This is a genomic window from Orenia metallireducens (assembly GCF_003001995.1).
Taxonomy (GTDB): domain Bacteria; phylum Bacillota; class Halanaerobiia; order Halobacteroidales; family Halobacteroidaceae; genus Orenia; species Orenia metallireducens_B.
In genome coordinates, this window is record NZ_PVNB01000002.1 from 157,768 (window position 1) to 173,383 (window position 15,616).

Genomic DNA, 15,616 nt, shown 5'->3' on the forward strand with positions numbered 1-15,616 from the left:
AAAGACCCCCATCTCAGGAGGTCTATCATAGATTTACCAACTAGCTTTCTTAACTCCTGGTAATTTACCTTCGTGAGCTAGTTCTCTAAAACAGAGTCTACATAATTCAAATTTGCGGATAACACCATGAGGTCTTCCACACTTACGGCATCTGTGTTCTTTTCTTGTAGAAAATTTAGGTTTTCTATTTGCTTTATTGACTTTTGCTTTACGAGCCACAATATACCCCCTTTCTATCTAGGAAATTCCTTTATTAATATCTTATTTTGATTAAATTATCAATTAGAAAATATCAATTTATTATAACATATATCGATTTATAATACAAATTCGATCGCTATTAAGCTTAAAACCTCTATAATTATCTAAAATCTATCATAATATAACTTTAAATTAAAGTAATTAAAATACTCATAATTACTATCGGTAAAGAGATAATAATCAATTCTAGTCCACGATTTAAATTATCACCTCCTTTTTCCCTTCCCTCTTTACTTTCCTTAATCTTAAATAGAAATTCCTCTTTAATAGCTAGAAAAGAAGCTAAAACTAACAGAATTAAAAATTCACTAAATAAAGCATTACTGATCTTGATTAATGTCAAAGGTATCCCTCTTATTATCGAGATTAACAACAGAACAACTATAGTAGCTCCTATAAAGATACACCCTGTTATCAATAATTTCTTTATTCTCTCTTTCATTTAAAGATCTCTCCTCTCTAAAATTACTTAAACTTAGCCTTAACCTTACCTTGGTCTGCGACTTTATAGAAAAATCTTTTCTATAAATCACTCACACCTATTTATCCACTGCATATCATGTGAATAGAGCGGGTAAAGAAAAGAAATCAACTCATTTATTAACATAAATAACATTATATTCTTCACAGATTTATAACTAAGCTCATATTATAATAACAAATAATCACAAGAAATCAATAGTTAATCACTGATAATCTAAATTAATAGTATTTAATGTTAAAACAAATATATTTTTCATGTGCCATTTAGGCAGTCCTTTGAATATTATAACCTATCAAGTCTCTAGTCTATCTTTAATATGAAAGGGGATTGTCTATGGATTTTAATACCTTGGTTAATGTGACTATTGAACTGTTCAATATGAATAATAGACAATTAGGAGAATTACAGAATTTTTTACATAATTTAATAGGTAATAAATTAAGAAGGGAGGTAAAGTTTCTAATGGACGAACAGTTTATTGATAATAAAAAGATTGAAGTAGATTTATCAGATCAAAGAGTAGATATTGTTGACTTAACAGAAGAGAATCTATTTACAGATAGCTTAACTGATGATAATTTAACTAAGCAGGTCAGACAGATACTTGAAGATGATCAGATTATGAGTAAGATAAATATTGAAAATATAATTGAAGAAAAATTGAATAATCCTGCAATAATAGAGGAATTAAAGGAATTGAAGATGGAATTTAATACATTAAAAGAAGAGTTAGTTGATCAACAGGAATCAATTATTGAAATTGCCCTTCAGAAGATGAAAGAAGAAAATTCTTTGAAAGGAGGTGATAAAATGGCTGATGAAAAAGTAACGCTTGAACAGGTTGATTGTCCTGGCTGTCCAGAAGGATGTGGTGATATTGGGGATTTAAACCCATGTGACACTCCACTTGAAACTATAAGCTTTTGTTGTACCTTAGTTATTCCAGGTGGCTTTACTATACCAGTACCTCCAGAAGAGAGAGCTGCATATATTGAAGATAACTTTGATATCGCTGCTTACTTCTTAGAAGATGAAGGATGCTTTAGCTGTAGAACAATTGATTGTGTTGTTGTTGCAGGTACTTTTGGTGAAATTGCTGTAAAACAAGTATTGATTGAAGGATGCATTAAATTTATAGGTGGATTCTGTGTAGCTAGTGATTCAGCTTTAGATACTGGTTCTCAAGCTCCTGTATGCTGTGAAGGAATAATCTGTGTTCCTGATGAAGTTCCTGTTTGTATTGGCGGAGCTGATACTAGTTGCGATAACCTTAGAGTTATCAGAGCTGATAATGTAACTGCTACTTTCAACGCTCCTACTACTTGTGATGAAATTGGTGGCGGAGATGCTGTTTGGGAAATAACTGGTGACCTTGTCTTTGCTTGTGGCCCATGTGAATAATAATATCTTTCTACAGTGTGGGTTAATAATCCCACACTTCTTTTATCAATTTTTTTACTTTAAATAAATTAGGAAAGAGGTGAAAAAATGGCAGAGAGTAAAACAACTATAATACAACAACAGGTTGATTGCCCTGGTTGTCCAGAAGGATGCGGTGATATTGGGGATTTAAACCCATGTGACACTCCACTTGAAACTATAAGCTTTTGTTGTACCTTAGTTATTCCAGGTGGCTTTACTATACCAGCACCTCCAGAAGAGAGAGCTGCATATATTGAAGATAACTTTGATATCGCTGCTTACTTCTTAGAAGATGAAGGATGCTTTAGCTGTAGAACAATTGATTGTGTTCTTCAAGATACTTTTGGTGAAATTGCTGTAAAACAAGTATTGATTGAAGGATGCATTAAATTTATAGGTGGATTCTGTGTAGCTAGTGATTCAGCTTTAGATACTGGTTCTCAAGCTCCTGTATGCTGTGAAGGAATAATCTGTGTTCCTGATGAAGTTCCTGTTTGTATTGGCGGAACTGATACTAGTTGCGATAACCTTAGAGTTATCAGAGCTGATAATATAACTGCTACTTTCAACGCTCCTACTACTTGTGATGAAATTGGTGGCGGAGATGCTGTTTGGGAAATAACTGGTGACCTTGTCTTTGCTTGTGGCCCATGTCCAGTTACAACAACTACTACCACAACAACTACGACCTCTACTACTTCAACAACCACAACTACTACCGATACTACTACTACCACAACAACTACTACTTCAACTACTACTTCAACTACTACTTCAACTACTACCACTACAGCCGAGCCTGAGCAAGTTTGTTTTTGCCAAGTAACAACTGCGCCTGGAGCAACAATTGATGACTGTGATATTATTATCGGTGATGGTTGCCCTTGTGATTGTAGCTTAATGGTTGAAGTCTGCACAGGATGTATGGTTAATGGTAGCCAAATAACCTATATAGAAGGAGATAACTCTCTTCTATACCAACAAGTTGGAGGTAGTCCATTTAACGTAGGAGAATTATGTTCAGTGACCTGCCCAACTGATGATACAGCAGTGATTGAAGGAATAGGAGAGTGGAATGGTGAGTTATGTAACTTCCGTATAACTTTAACTGAAGTTCCTGGTGAAGATGATGAAGGAACTATCACTATCTTCTGTCCTGTAGTCTCCTGCTCTGAAGACTTTGACGATGATGATATAGTCTATCGGGCAGAATTTGAGTTTGCAGGAAATTCAGTCAATATTAACCCCCAGCCTTGTGAAGCACAAGAATAATCTAATCAATAGAAGAATAAAGCGTATTGGATATATCCAATACGCTTTATTTATATATCGTAATAATAAATACTTAAAAAACTAAAATCAACTATAAGAATATCCATAAAAATCACAAAAGAACCTATACTCTATAATCAATTCCTGATTACAGTTCTTCTTAATCTCTTCATAGCTTAATTTAGAATGCTTTCTAGCATTAACATTAGTAGGCAAAGTTTCCAAAGGAAATTCTACATCTTCTTCTAATTGATACCTTAGATAATAGTATAAGGTCTGTTCTGGGTTGGCATCTACTTTAAGAATCAACTCTGGGTTCTGAGCTTGAATTATCTTATACCAGCCTAATACACTTTTAACTGCTTTCTCTATCTCATTCAACCCTGTAAAGTCAATATACTTTGCTCTTAAGTTATAGCTGACAGGGACAGTATTTTCAGTATACAGTACACTAGAGATAATATCTAAAGGCTTTCTAATATTCATAATCAGATGCTCAAATTCATAATTTTTTCTATTAACTCCACGTGGTCCCCAAAACTGATCCTCTTCAACAGCAAACATCCAACTGCTGATCCCATCTTCACCTAAGACCTCATGCCCAACATCATAAGCAAATTTTTTTAATAACTTAGAGGTGAAGCCAGTACCACTTCGCGGATGACCAATATTTAAAAATTTTCTCACCCATAGCACCTCCTAATCATTATTTTCTCAAGAAGCGAATAAATACTTTTATCAGTTTTCATCTATTAACCTCTTGGGATTTTAGTGCCATATACAAGCAATAATTCCTAACCTTATCTATATCTAAATTTTCAGTTGATAAGTGATTATAATTACCTGCCTTAAATTGACCCTTAGAGAACATATTCTTGGTATGCCAACAATGGATATGAGGGTGTGTATCAATTGAATCACTTCCAGTGCTACCATAATCCAGCTTATCTCCATCAATTACAAAGTTATTGACAAGGTGATTAACTGCAATTTCACAGCTATACATGGTGGTTAACCCCCGATACCATCCAGGCCATGCACCTTTATCAACTTTAAACTCAGTTGTCAATAAATATTCTGATATCGATAAAGCTAAAGTACAGACACTTCTTACTAACCTAGCCTTACCATAATGAGTCGAACCCAAATTATGAATCCCCTGATGCCTAAGTCCAAAGTGCTTAGCTATCCTTTTAATATTATCTCTAACTTCATCATTATTAGTGTATTGACCTCGTCCTACTGTATATAACTGAGGATAAAAAGAGTTCCAAGCAGGAGTTAAAAAGGTATCAACATCTGTCCTTAGAATCAAATCATAATCATCTAGAAAATCAGCCTGACTACCAACCAAACAACTAATAGAATTAATAAATCGATATTTTAGGAATTCTGCTGGGTCACTTAAAACACCATATTCTACTTTAATACAGTCATCTGCTACCCACTTCAAAGCACTCTTCGTCCCAAATACAACTAGATCGGTATCTTCACTCTGTATATGCTTATATGATGTATATAAGCATTGAAATTGTAGCTTTAGCTTTCTTTTATCTTCAACAAAGACAACTATCGCCCTACGCATAATTAACACCTCCTTCTAAGAAAGAAATATTTTAATTTATCATCTAATATCACTATATTAAGTCAAATTTAAGATTAATGGGGATATTGTGATACTTTAAGTTTTAGCTACGGGTTTTAACCCGTAGTGTAACATGTCGTCATCACCACAGGTTGAAACCTGTGGCTAGTAAATTTATTATTATAAAAAGTGTCTTAATATCATTCTACAAGGACAGGTTTATAGATGTAACAACTGCTTAATTTGATAGCGTTATTTACCAATGATACTATATATTATGAAGTACTTAACCTTTTAGTTACATTAATTTTGGATAAGATCACTTTAAGTTACTTATATGATAGATTTCTAGCTACCAATAGAAAAAGTCGAGTTCCGTGTTAACACAGAACTCGACTTTTTTAATTTAACTCTAAAATATATAATTTGAACTATATTAGTTTATCTTCTCAAAGGCCTGCTCTAAATCAGCAATGATATCCTCTACTTTTTCAATTCCTACAGATACTCTAATTAAATTATCTGTAATACCTGCCGCTACTTGGTCTTCTGTTGATAACTGCTCATGAGTTGTTGAAGCTGGATGGATAATTAATGTTCTAGCATCTCCAACATTGGCTAATAATGAGCATAATTCAACATTATTGATTAATGCTTTACCTGCTGTAACTCCACCTTTAATTCCAAAGCATAACATTCCACCAAAGGCTTTTTGTTGCTTCTTAGCAAGTTCATGATGTGGGTGACTCTCTAAACCTGGATATCTAACCCACTCTACCTGTGGATGTTCCTCTAGCCATTGAGCTACCTTCAATGCATTTTCAGAATGTCTCTCCATTCTAAGTGCTAAAGTCTCTAAGCCTTGAATAAATAACCAAGTATTGAAAGGACTTGCTGCAGGTCCAATATCACGATAACCTTCTACTCTTGCCTTTAATAGAAAATCTGCAGGTCCTACAATAATTCCACCAATTGAGCTACCATGACCACCGATATATTTAGTAGCTGAATGGACTACGATATCAGCACCAAATTCAATGGGACGGGATAAGTATGGTGTACAGAAGGTATTATCAACTACCAACTTTAAATCGTGTTTATGGGCAATCTCAGCTACCTTCTTAATATCAACTATATCCAAAGTAGGATTCCCTGGACTCTCTAAGTATAAGAACTTAGTATTCTCATTAATAGCTTCCTCCCAAGCATCAAAGTCATGGGGATCAACAAAGTTAGTATCAATTCCATACTTAGGTAAAGTTACATCAAATAAGTTATAAGTACCTCCATATACATACTTAGAGGATACTATCTCTCCACCACCTTCAGCTAAAGTAATCGCTGTCAAATGAATCGCAGCCATACCTGAAGAAGTAACTAGTCCAGCTTCTCCACCCTCTAATTCTGCTAATCTCTTCTCAAATACATCATGGGTAGGGTTCATAATTCTTGAATAGATATTACCTGCTTCCTCTAAAGCAAATAACCTAGCTGCATGGTCTGCATCATCAAAAACATAAGAAGTCGTCTGATAAATAGGTACTGCTCTTGAATTTTGACTATCCTCTTTTGGATCATATCCTCCATGTAAAGCAACTGTCTCAAATCCATATTTTCCTTCTCTGCTACTCATTTTAATTAATTCCTCCTTAGATTTATAATTAATTATTTTCTAAATAAAATTTAGCAAAATCTTCTAACTTATATCCCTTAAGCTCACTTAAATCTTCAGAAACTAATCTAAAGAAGCAAGTAGGAATCTCATTAGCTCTCAAACCTCCTAAATAAAAAACCCCTTCGCTAAGAAGAGGTTTTGAATTTCTATAGACCACTTCTTATCTATCAACACCCTTAAGGTATTGCTGGAATTGGCACCGCCATAGTAATCAGTTACTACCGGTTGCCGGGCTTCATCGGGCCAGTCCCTCCACCACTCTTGATAAGATTTAAGAATATTTTCTATTTTTTATAATGATAACATAACCAAGTAAACCTGTCAAGCTTTAATTATTAATTCTCCTCAGCTTTTTCTGTTTTGTCTTGATTAAAGTAGTTTTGGCTTTCATTAATAATATCATCAACTACCCTATCTACACTTAATGTCTTTAACCAAAACTCTTGATAATGTTTGTCAATTATATCTTTTAACTCTTCTTCTAAGCTGTAGTTAGAAGTTATTCTTCTGTAGATACCTCTGTCAACATAACTTAGCATCTCTTCTTTCAGCTGATTATTTAGATTTACTCTTTCCTGCCATATGCTCTGTAAAGGTAGATAAGCTGGTACAACTCTCAACTTTTCTGCTAGATATAAACTCTTCTCTTGATTGATAAATTTAGCAAATTGGTAGACTGCTTTACTATGATCATCACCTTGATATTCTTTTTGCCTAAAGAGGAGTAAAGAAGTGACTTTTAGCGGTGCTTTACGTTTCATTGAATTACTTGGAACAGGTAATAAAGTTATATCAATGTATCTCTCCTTTAAATCCCGCTTAAGCAAGTTGTTTAATAAAAAGGTATTAACAGGTGCTATTATTCCAGCTTCCCCTTTCCAAAAACCTGCTATTAACCGTTTATTCATCTTATTTATCTTTCTAGGGAATAGCTTCTCTTTACGTAATCTATCTAAAAAAGTAAAGATAGCAACTAAAGATTTTCGGTTAAAAGAACCACCATCAGGCGATAATAGATTATTTTCATCTATATTAGCTAATAACTGATAAAAGATATCTGTATTATAAGGATTGAACACAATATAAGACTTATCATCTAAATCTTTAACCTTAATAGCACTCTGGTAAAATTCATCCCAGCTCCATCCTTGAGATTTAATCTTAGCTAAATCAACCTTAGCTCTATTTAATATTCTTTGATTTCCTACCCAGATTTGAGGAATTAACCAATTAGGCAAACCCCATATCTTATTATCATAAGTCAAAGCAGATATACCTAGTTGCTTATACCTAGCTTGATCACTTTCTCCAAACAATAGATTAACAGGAATCTGTAACTCTTCACTGATTAATCGACTAGAGAAGATATCATCATAGATATCTGGTGGAGTCCCTAACTCTACTGCTTCTTGTAGTTTCTGCTCTCCTCTAGAGAAAGGTAAGAGTTGATAAGTGACCTTAATATTTGGATATATATTACTGAACTCTTCAATTGTTTGTTGGAGAAATTGATTATAATCTTCACTCTGACCAATCAGCAGGTCATAATCCCAATAACTTATCCGGTATTCCTTATTAGGGTCTATTGCTACTTCAGGGTCGATAGTAAAGGGTTTAGCTCCCTCTATCTGTTGATATCTAAGATAGAAGGTGATTCCACCACTAACTAGAAAAACAACTAACATTATAATTATAATCATCTTCCAATTTAGCTTTTCTTTTTTGTTTTTAAGCAATATATACTCCTCCCTGAAATCAAATCTAAGTCTAAACCTAGGTAAACCATTAAAAGAGTGTTTTATTATTTACTCAAGCTTAAAATGTCTTGATATCTCTAATTATATCAACTATTATAATAGCGCTAGAAAACTTTCATTTATTTCTTATCTTATCAATAATTATGTAAAGAATAGTTAAAATATACAGTTTAGTTTCTTCACAATTTAATTTTTTTCAAAACAGATAATTAAAGATTCTCATATACTATTATAAACCTATAAAGGAGGACATTAAGATGTGCTGCTTAAATTCAACTTCACCAGAGAACCTGGCAGTTTTAGCTACATTAGTCGGAGTTATATTGGCTAGTGATTTAGATGCCAATACTCAAAATTCCTTAGGAAATTTTCTAGAAGCCGTTGGTCAGACGATATTGACCATTGCTGCCCAAGAGCAATGCTTAGCTACTGATGAAAGTTCAAAGTTAGAATATGAAAGATTACAAAAACAGATTGAAGAACTTAGCCTAGAGATTAATGCACTAAAAAAGGAAGAATAGCTATTAAAAATAGCTATTCTTCCTTACTCTTAAAATATTTTAGATATTTAGGGATTGGATGCTACTGGCTACTCTTCACTCGTAACTACCTTATTTATATGGATTAATAGTAATAATCTCTACCTCATCGATAGCTTTTTCAATCAAATCATCTATATGTAGATCTTTTTCTCCTTCTTTAACATCATCTGGAGTAGCCTTAGTAGCAGGCTTTTCTGGAACAAAGACAGTGCAGCAATCCTCATAAGGTTGAATTGAAGTTTCATAAGTTCCAATTCTTTTAGCAATCTCGATAATCTCCACCTTATCTAAGCCAATCAACGGTCTAAAGATAGGCATTTCAGGAACCATATTGGTAACATACATCGATTCCATCGTCTGGCTAGCAACCTGCCCCATACTCTCACCTGTTAATAGAGATTTACCTCCATTATTTAAAGTGATCTGTTCAGCAATTCTCATCATGATTCTTCTCATGATAATCGTAGTCAATTCTGCTGGACATTTATCATTCATCTCTGTTTGGATATCGGTAAAGTGGACTACATGTAATTTAGTCTCACCTTGGTAAGTAGCCAGAGTCTCGGTCAAGTCAATAACTTTCTCTTTAGCTCTATCACTGGTAAAAGGAAAGCTATGAAAATAGATTGGTATTATCTTAACTCCACGTTTCATCAGCATCCAGCCAGCTACCGGACTATCAATTCCTCCTGATAATAATAGACCAGCTGTTCCTGTTACTCCAACAGGTAAGCCTCCACAACCAGGGATGTCCTGAGTATAGATATAGACAGCCTTCTTTCTGACCTCTACATTAACCATCAATTCAGGGTTATGGACATCTACCTGTAAGCGTCCATCTTCAGTATTGATTAAGATATGAGCCCCTAACTCTCTATTTAATTCCATACTATTTAGGGGGAAGGACTTATTGTTGCGGCGGGCATTGACTTTGAAAGTGGTTACTCCTGATTTAGGTAAAGCCTCTTGTACCATCTCCAAACAATTCTTCTTGACCTCATCTACATCAAGCTCCACTTCACGGGCTGGAGCGATACCGACAATCCCAAAGACCTTCTGCAACTTCGCGATAACCTTATCTCTAGCAAGGTCAGTCTCTACATAAATACGACCATAGGTCTTATAAACATCTAATTCATCAGATTCCTTCTTTAAAGCCTTAATGATATTAGAGATTAACTTATCTTCAAACATAAACCTATTCTTACCCTTCAAACCAATCTCACCATAACGAATCAAATATAACCTTTTCACTCTTATCACCTCTGCATTATTTTTCTCAGCATCTTAACTGCATCTTTTAGCTTGTCTACTGTGTAATTTACCTCTTCTTCAGTCGTTGAAGGAGCAAAACTGAACCTAATTGCCCCTTCAATCAACTTAGGCTTAACCTTCATAGCCTCTAACACATAACTTGGTGTATCTTGCTTTGAGGAGCAGGCTGCTCCTGTCGATAAATAGATATTATCCCGCTCTAAAGTATGAATTAAGACCTCACCCTTCACCCCAGCAAAGGAGATATTAGCAATATGGGCTGCCCCAGAATGAATCTTAGGGCCATTAAGGTAACTCTCTTCAATTTCATCTAAGATTCTAGTAACCAATAACTCTTTTAGCCGATACATCTTCTCTTTATCATCTTGACTAGGAAGCAACTCTACTGCTTGACCAAAGCCTGCAATCCCAGGAACATTCTCAGTTCCAGGCCTAATTCCAGACTCCTGCTTACTACCTGAAATCAGATTATCTATCCTTGTTCCTCTCTTTATGTATAATGCCCCTGTCCCCTTAGAACCATGGATCTTATGAGCACTGATAGAGTACAAATCGATACCTATTTTAGATAATGGGATATCTACCTTGCCAAAGCTCTGTACTCCATCTACATGGAAATAGAGATTATCATAGTCCGATAGCAACTCTCCAATTTCAGCTAAAGGTTGAATAGACCCCGTTTCATTATTAACACCCATGATACTAACTAAAATCGTCTCATCATTCAAATATGCTTTCAACTCTTCTAAATCAATAATTCCTTCATTATCGACCTGAAGATATTTAACATCATAACCCTCACTTTCAAGCCTCTTAAATAAATTCAACACCGATGGATGCTCTATGGAGCTAGTAATCAATCGCTTCCCATGACGTTTTAGGGAATTGACTGCTCCTTTGATAGCCAAATTATTTGACTCTGTTCCACCAGAGGTAAAATATACCTCTTTATCACTGACATCTAACTTAGAGGCAATGTTCTTTCTAGCCTCTTTGATCATCTTTTCTGCCTCTATACCCATTCTATGTAAAGAAGAAGGATTACCATAGGTTGTAGTCAAAGCTATTTTCATCTTCTCTACAACCTCTGGATAGGGTTTAGTCGTTGCTGCATTGTCTAAATAAATCTCTTCCATAGAAATTCCTCCATTTTTAATTCTTCATACCTAGTAATTAGTGATTATGGCTAGCAAATTATAATTTACTTGCTACCGACTCTAGCTTTTGATACATAGTAGCCTTCTTATCACGACGGTCATCGATTTTAATATTAGTATATACTCGTTGGGCTTCATTGTTAAAGGGAAGTTGATGTAATTTCTTAATTATATCAAAAATAACATCTAACTCTCCTTCGATAATACTCCCCATCGGTGTCAATTGATAATGAATATCCTTTTCTTCAGCTAAGATCTTTTGACAACCAGCTACATACTTACTCAAGCTAGTATCACCAGTTCCTAAAGGTACTACACTTACTTCTACAATAGCCAAATTTATCACCCCAAAATTCAATTAATAATTTCTTTTACTCGTCACTGCTCTTACACTGCCTTATTATTATATCAATTTAAGAATAAAATTAAAAGTATCCAAGGGATTTTATGTGATTATATCTTGCTAGAAGGGATTGAAAATTGACATCTAAGATTAAAAAGAATAAACTATTAATATATTCAGTTAGAGATTAAGTAAAAATTATACTTAAGCTTCTACTTAATTTTAGTTTAGGAGGTGTATTATGAAAATTGGTGGCAGAGCCTACAAAAATGGTGTCAGGCTAGTAGGACCAAATTATTCTGTCAAAGCCTATTACCAGAATGGGGAATTAAGGTATAGTATAAGTAAGAAACTGGTTAAAGATAATCAAGTTATAGCATTAATCAAGAAAATTCCTATACTTAGAGGAATTTACAGTCTATTTACAGCCTTAATCTCCTTCTTTAAGGAAGCTACAGGAAATCCTAAGAGATACTGGCTAATATTACTGCTTTTATTGCTAGATATTATCATAGAAGGTTATCTAATATTAATGCCTGAAAGTAGTAGTGCTTTATTAAACTCTATTCCAGATTTGAATATATATTGGGATATTTTAATTTGGACTTCTATTGCCTTTTTATTGAGGGCAACACTCTTAAAAGAGACCTTTAAATTCCATGGTGCCGAGCATAAAGCCGTTAATCATTATGAAAATAACTTCAAAAATCCCTTAATAGAGCAATCAAGGTTGGCCAATCGCTGTGGAACCAATTTGGTGGTATTTTATATGATAATTCTTAATCTTTTTATCTTCTTAGGGATTAACATTAATGAACTTTTAGGAAATCTGTTAGCTATCGGTATCGCTTATGAAATTATCACTTATGGAACCGATAGTCTCTTATCAGTAGCTTACTTAGCACAATGCTTTACTACTCTAGAGCCTGATGAGAAGCATCTTAGAGCAGCAGAAACTGCATTAAGGGTTTTAATTAGTAAGGAAGAGGAAGAAACACCTCCCTCTATCATAGTTTAAGAAGGATTAAATAGATTTATAGAGAACTTAATTAATGGTAACTTATAATTGATATTTGAGTTTAAGGATAAGTCTGGACTTTACTTTTACTTACCCTTAAACTTAAGACTATATATTTTAGATAAATTGAATTTGTTGGGGTGATAGAATGAAAAGAATAATTGGTGTAGATATCGATGCAGTATTAACAGATGAAGGGCGTGGTACAGAGAATATTTGGTATAAAAATCTTTGTGCTTATTTTAATTTAGACGGTAGAGTCAGTAATTCTTATGATTTTAGAGATGCTTATGGATTAAGTACTGAAGAGGTAGAGGACTTTATAAATAAGAAGGGTTTAGAGATATTTGAGACTGTGCCCCCTCGCCCTAAGTGCAAAGAGGTATTGACTAGATTAAAAGCCAAAGGCTATCAGATTATCTTAGTAACAGCTAGACCCGAAGAGAATAATCAGGTTACCTTGGAATGGCTAAGCAAACATGAGATTCCTTTTGATAAGCTCTATCATAGTGACGAAAAGATCAATATCTGTAAAAAAGAGGAAATAGAGTTCTTTATCGATGATAATCCTGAACATCTACTTCCAATGATGAAAGCTTTAGAGATTCCTGTATTTCTGATGAACATGGACCATAATCAAGACCATAAAATAGATTTTAATCGAGTTGATAATTGGACTGATATTGAAGAGAAGATCCTAGACTATTTTGAATAAAAGGTCGAGTTATCATTAACTTATTTTAAAAATAAACTCAGCTAGAGGTTTAAACCTCTAGCTGAGTTTATTTGCTTATAATATTTACTCTTCTTTTCTCCATTTAACAGAGCTTAAAATTATAGCCAATGCTAAAGCAGCCAGTGCTACTAGCCAGCCAATTCTTAGACCAGTAATTGGATAATCTCCATAGCCATCTTTAATTTCACTGATAAAGCTTAAAATTAGCATGATTCCCAAAACTAGTGGAGTAAGATACTTGATTGTAAAGTCCCACCAGCTACCAATCTGGAAGTTAGAGACAGGATTGAAAAATTCTCGTAATTTAGTGCTTTTATAGATCCATCCTATAGCAATACATTGCAAGATCCCAATCGTTACTATCCCAAATTGCATATTAAAGTAATCGATTATATCTAAGAAATAAAGCCCTGCTCCTGTAGTAAAGATTAAACTTCCTAAGACTCCCAATACAGCTACCACAGTAGCTGCCTTCTTTCTACTCCAGCCAAACTTATCATTAAGGGGTTTAACCACTGCTTCTACCATAGATATACTTGAAGATATTCCTGCAATCACTAAGGCTGAAAAGAATAAAACTCCAAATAAGGTATTAAAAGCAGGTAACATATTGATAGCTTTAGGAAAAGCAATAAAAGCCAATCCTATGCTCTGGGTTACCACCTCTTCTAAAGGTACCCCACTATGAGTAGCCATATACCCTAAGATACCAAAGACCCCTATCCCTACAATAAAACTGAAAGCACAGTTGGCAAGGGCTGTAATAAATGAATTGTTAACTACATCTGAATCCTTGGGAAGATAACTGGCATAGGTTATCATTACCCCAAAGCAGACACTTAAGGTAAAGAATATCTGACCATAAGCAGCTAACCAAACTTTAGAGTTTAATAGTTGTGAAAAGTCTGGATTTAGAAACTTATTGATTCCAGCAACTGCACCAGGTAAGGTGATTCCTCTGATAGTAATAATTAACATTAAAAAAGCCAATAAAGGCATAAAGATTTTAGATGCCTTTTCAATCCCCTTTTCAATACCATTATAGACGATAAAATAGTTGATTGCCCATAAAGCGACTACACTGATTAAGACAGTAAGATTGACTCCACCTAGACTCTCTATCCCTGAAGTTAGCTTTAAATTTGTGCCATAAAAAAAGCCTTCTGGATTAGAACCCCAAGCTTGGTTAAAAGCATAAAAAATATACTTAAGGCTCCAACTGACAATAACTATATAATAAGTAAGTAAGATAAACACACTGATAACAGGCCACCAACCAATCCATTCCCATTTACTAGATAGTTTCTTATAGGCTAGTACTGTTGAACCTCTCATCTTTGTTCCAAAACCAAACTCTAAAATCAATAATGGAATCCCTGTTGTTAATAATGCTACTAAGTATGGGATTAGAAATGCTCCTCCTCCATTCTCATAGGCAACATAACTAAAACGCCAGATGTTACCTAAACCTACTGCTGAACCGACAGTAGCTAAGATGAAGCCTAATCTACTCCCCCACTGATTATTCTCTGACATATAAATTCCTCCTCTGCTACTAATAATTATTAGATATTAAATTAAAAGGCCTTTACACCCCTGGATAATAGGAATGGAAAGGCCTTGGTTAATCAAAAATTCAGAGACCAATCTTATTTTATCTCAACTAGTATAGATTATGTAAATCAATATATCATCTCTTTAGAATAATGTCAAGATTTTAAAATGAATTATAAATTTATATGAACAGAGTTATCATTATTAATTCAACTAAATTATTGTTCAATCTTTCTGTTGATTTTACTTAAATCCTCTTTGATATCGACAAATACTAGCAGCAGTTCCCCTAAGCCATATAGAACTACAGTCTGTAAAATACCAAAATATATTGGGAAGAGATTATTAAAGAGAATGACAATTCGATTCTGTCCCATACCTGGGGTCATTCCTCCAGCAAAGATACTACCAATCGTTGTTACAAAGCTGCCGATAAAACCGATCACAGCAAGAACCTTTAATAAAAGAGCAATAGTTCTTAATATTCTATAATCCTTCAAAATAATACCTCCTTTCTGGAAAGACATGAATTATC

General features: G+C 34.2%; 17 protein-coding genes and 1 riboswitch. Of the genes, 5 read left to right on the forward strand and 12 right to left on the reverse strand.

What is annotated here, in order from left to right:
- Positions 1 to 33 precede the first annotated feature (33 nt).
- Both BX659_RS02290 and BX659_RS02295 read right to left on the reverse strand, forming a co-directional pair.
- Complete coding sequence (locus BX659_RS02290; protein WP_097016208.1) at positions 34 to 219, reverse strand: type Z 30S ribosomal protein S14; 186 nt, start codon at positions 217 to 219, stop codon at positions 34 to 36.
- A gap of 169 nt (positions 220 to 388) precedes the next feature.
- Positions 389 to 703: a hypothetical protein gene (locus BX659_RS02295; RefSeq protein WP_097016209.1), complete on the reverse strand. Its 315-nt coding sequence runs from the start codon at positions 701 to 703 to the stop codon at positions 389 to 391.
- A gap of 375 nt (positions 704 to 1,078) precedes the next feature.
- On the opposite strand from BX659_RS02295, the gene BX659_RS02300 reads away from it, so the two are divergent.
- Both BX659_RS02300 and BX659_RS18915 read left to right on the forward strand, forming a co-directional pair.
- Positions 1,079 to 2,146, forward strand: coding sequence for a hypothetical protein (locus BX659_RS02300; RefSeq protein WP_106231596.1), 1,068 nt, complete (start codon positions 1,079 to 1,081; stop codon positions 2,144 to 2,146).
- A gap of 87 nt (positions 2,147 to 2,233) precedes the next feature.
- Positions 2,234 to 3,439, forward strand: coding sequence for a hypothetical protein (locus BX659_RS18915; protein ID WP_181186403.1), 1,206 nt, complete (start codon positions 2,234 to 2,236; stop codon positions 3,437 to 3,439).
- Between the two features lie 87 nt (positions 3,440 to 3,526).
- On the opposite strand, the gene BX659_RS02315 is transcribed toward BX659_RS18915, so the two are convergent.
- The 5 genes from BX659_RS02315 to BX659_RS02330 all read right to left on the reverse strand — a co-directional run bounded on the left by BX659_RS02315 (position 3,527) and on the right by BX659_RS02330 (position 8,435).
- Positions 3,527 to 4,126, reverse strand: coding sequence for a hypothetical protein (locus tag BX659_RS02315; protein WP_106231602.1), 600 nt, complete (start codon positions 4,124 to 4,126; stop codon positions 3,527 to 3,529).
- A 58-nt stretch (positions 4,127 to 4,184) separates the two neighbouring features.
- Entirely contained in the window at positions 4,185 to 5,024 is an 840-nt protein-coding gene (locus tag BX659_RS02320; RefSeq protein WP_106231604.1) for a DUF7164 domain-containing protein, read from the reverse strand.
- A gap of 436 nt (positions 5,025 to 5,460) precedes the next feature.
- Entirely contained in the window at positions 5,461 to 6,657 is a 1,197-nt protein-coding gene (locus BX659_RS02325; protein ID WP_106231605.1) for an O-acetylhomoserine aminocarboxypropyltransferase/cysteine synthase family protein, read from the reverse strand.
- Between the two features lie 28 nt (positions 6,658 to 6,685).
- Complete coding sequence (locus BX659_RS19245) at positions 6,686 to 6,799, reverse strand: DUF6485 family protein (RefSeq protein ID WP_219884421.1); 114 nt, start codon at positions 6,797 to 6,799, stop codon at positions 6,686 to 6,688.
- A gap of 57 nt (positions 6,800 to 6,856) precedes the next feature.
- A riboswitch (SAM riboswitch) is annotated at positions 6,857 to 6,970 on the reverse strand.
- A 64-nt stretch (positions 6,971 to 7,034) separates the two neighbouring features.
- Positions 7,035 to 8,435 carry an ABC transporter substrate-binding protein gene (locus tag BX659_RS02330; RefSeq protein ID WP_258176094.1) on the reverse strand — a complete coding sequence of 467 codons (1,401 nt, stop codon included), beginning with the start codon at positions 8,433 to 8,435 and terminating at the stop codon, positions 7,035 to 7,037.
- 278 nt (positions 8,436 to 8,713) lie between these two features.
- Here BX659_RS02330 and BX659_RS02335 point away from each other — a divergent pair, with 278 nt between their 5' ends.
- Positions 8,714 to 8,977, forward strand: a complete 264-nt coding sequence (locus BX659_RS02335; RefSeq protein WP_106231607.1) for a hypothetical protein — start codon at positions 8,714 to 8,716, stop codon at positions 8,975 to 8,977.
- 90 nt (positions 8,978 to 9,067) lie between these two features.
- Here BX659_RS02335 and thiI read toward each other — a convergent pair whose 3' ends face one another.
- The 3 genes from thiI to BX659_RS02350 are packed head-to-tail and all read right to left on the reverse strand — an operon-like array spanning position 9,068 to position 11,767.
- Positions 9,068 to 10,252, reverse strand: coding sequence for a tRNA uracil 4-sulfurtransferase ThiI (gene thiI, locus BX659_RS02340; RefSeq protein ID WP_097016218.1), 1,185 nt, complete (start codon positions 10,250 to 10,252; stop codon positions 9,068 to 9,070).
- Positions 10,253 to 10,257: 5 nt separating this feature from the next.
- Positions 10,258 to 11,409: a cysteine desulfurase family protein gene (locus tag BX659_RS02345; protein WP_106231608.1), complete on the reverse strand. Its 1,152-nt coding sequence runs from the start codon at positions 11,407 to 11,409 to the stop codon at positions 10,258 to 10,260.
- A 58-nt stretch (positions 11,410 to 11,467) separates the two neighbouring features.
- Entirely contained in the window at positions 11,468 to 11,767 is a 300-nt protein-coding gene (locus BX659_RS02350; protein WP_097016220.1) for an MTH1187 family thiamine-binding protein, read from the reverse strand.
- 247 nt (positions 11,768 to 12,014) lie between these two features.
- On the opposite strand from BX659_RS02350, the gene BX659_RS02355 reads away from it, so the two are divergent.
- Positions 12,015 to 12,791: a DUF1385 domain-containing protein gene (locus BX659_RS02355; RefSeq protein ID WP_097016221.1), complete on the forward strand. Its 777-nt coding sequence runs from the start codon at positions 12,015 to 12,017 to the stop codon at positions 12,789 to 12,791.
- A gap of 148 nt (positions 12,792 to 12,939) precedes the next feature.
- Positions 12,940 to 13,506 (forward strand): 5' nucleotidase, NT5C type, encoded by a 567-nt coding sequence (locus tag BX659_RS02360; RefSeq protein ID WP_097016222.1) that lies wholly within the window; start codon positions 12,940 to 12,942, stop codon positions 13,504 to 13,506.
- 84 nt (positions 13,507 to 13,590) lie between these two features.
- Here the strand turns inward: BX659_RS02360 and BX659_RS02365 are convergent, their stop codons facing one another.
- Both BX659_RS02365 and BX659_RS02370 read right to left on the reverse strand, forming a co-directional pair.
- Positions 13,591 to 15,063: a sodium-dependent transporter gene (locus BX659_RS02365; RefSeq protein WP_097016223.1), complete on the reverse strand. Its 1,473-nt coding sequence runs from the start codon at positions 15,061 to 15,063 to the stop codon at positions 13,591 to 13,593.
- A gap of 236 nt (positions 15,064 to 15,299) precedes the next feature.
- Entirely contained in the window at positions 15,300 to 15,581 is a 282-nt protein-coding gene (locus BX659_RS02370; RefSeq protein WP_097016224.1) for a hypothetical protein, read from the reverse strand.
- Positions 15,582 to 15,616 lie beyond the last annotated feature (35 nt).

Excerpts from the sequence above, each read along its gene's own strand:
- BX659_RS02295 (WP_097016209.1), bottom strand. The coding sequence starts at position 703 with ATGAAAGAGAGAATAAAGAAATTATTGATAACAGGGTGTATCTTTATA.
- BX659_RS02300 (WP_106231596.1), top strand. The coding sequence starts at position 1,079 with ATGGATTTTAATACCTTGGTTAATGTGACTATTGAACTGTTCAATATG.
- BX659_RS18915 (WP_181186403.1), top strand. The coding sequence starts at position 2,234 with ATGGCAGAGAGTAAAACAACTATAATACAACAACAGGTTGATTGCCCT.
- BX659_RS02320 (WP_106231604.1), bottom strand. The coding sequence starts at position 5,024 with ATGCGTAGGGCGATAGTTGTCTTTGTTGAAGATAAAAGAAAGCTAAAG.
- BX659_RS02325 (WP_106231605.1), bottom strand. The coding sequence starts at position 6,657 with ATGAGTAGCAGAGAAGGAAAATATGGATTTGAGACAGTTGCTTTACAT.
- BX659_RS02335 (WP_106231607.1), top strand. The coding sequence starts at position 8,714 with ATGTGCTGCTTAAATTCAACTTCACCAGAGAACCTGGCAGTTTTAGCT.
- BX659_RS02345 (WP_106231608.1), bottom strand. The coding sequence starts at position 11,409 with ATGGAAGAGATTTATTTAGACAATGCAGCAACGACTAAACCCTATCCA.
- BX659_RS02355 (WP_097016221.1), top strand. The coding sequence starts at position 12,015 with ATGAAAATTGGTGGCAGAGCCTACAAAAATGGTGTCAGGCTAGTAGGA.
- BX659_RS02360 (WP_097016222.1), top strand. The coding sequence starts at position 12,940 with ATGAAAAGAATAATTGGTGTAGATATCGATGCAGTATTAACAGATGAA.
- BX659_RS02365 (WP_097016223.1), bottom strand. The coding sequence starts at position 15,063 with ATGTCAGAGAATAATCAGTGGGGGAGTAGATTAGGCTTCATCTTAGCT.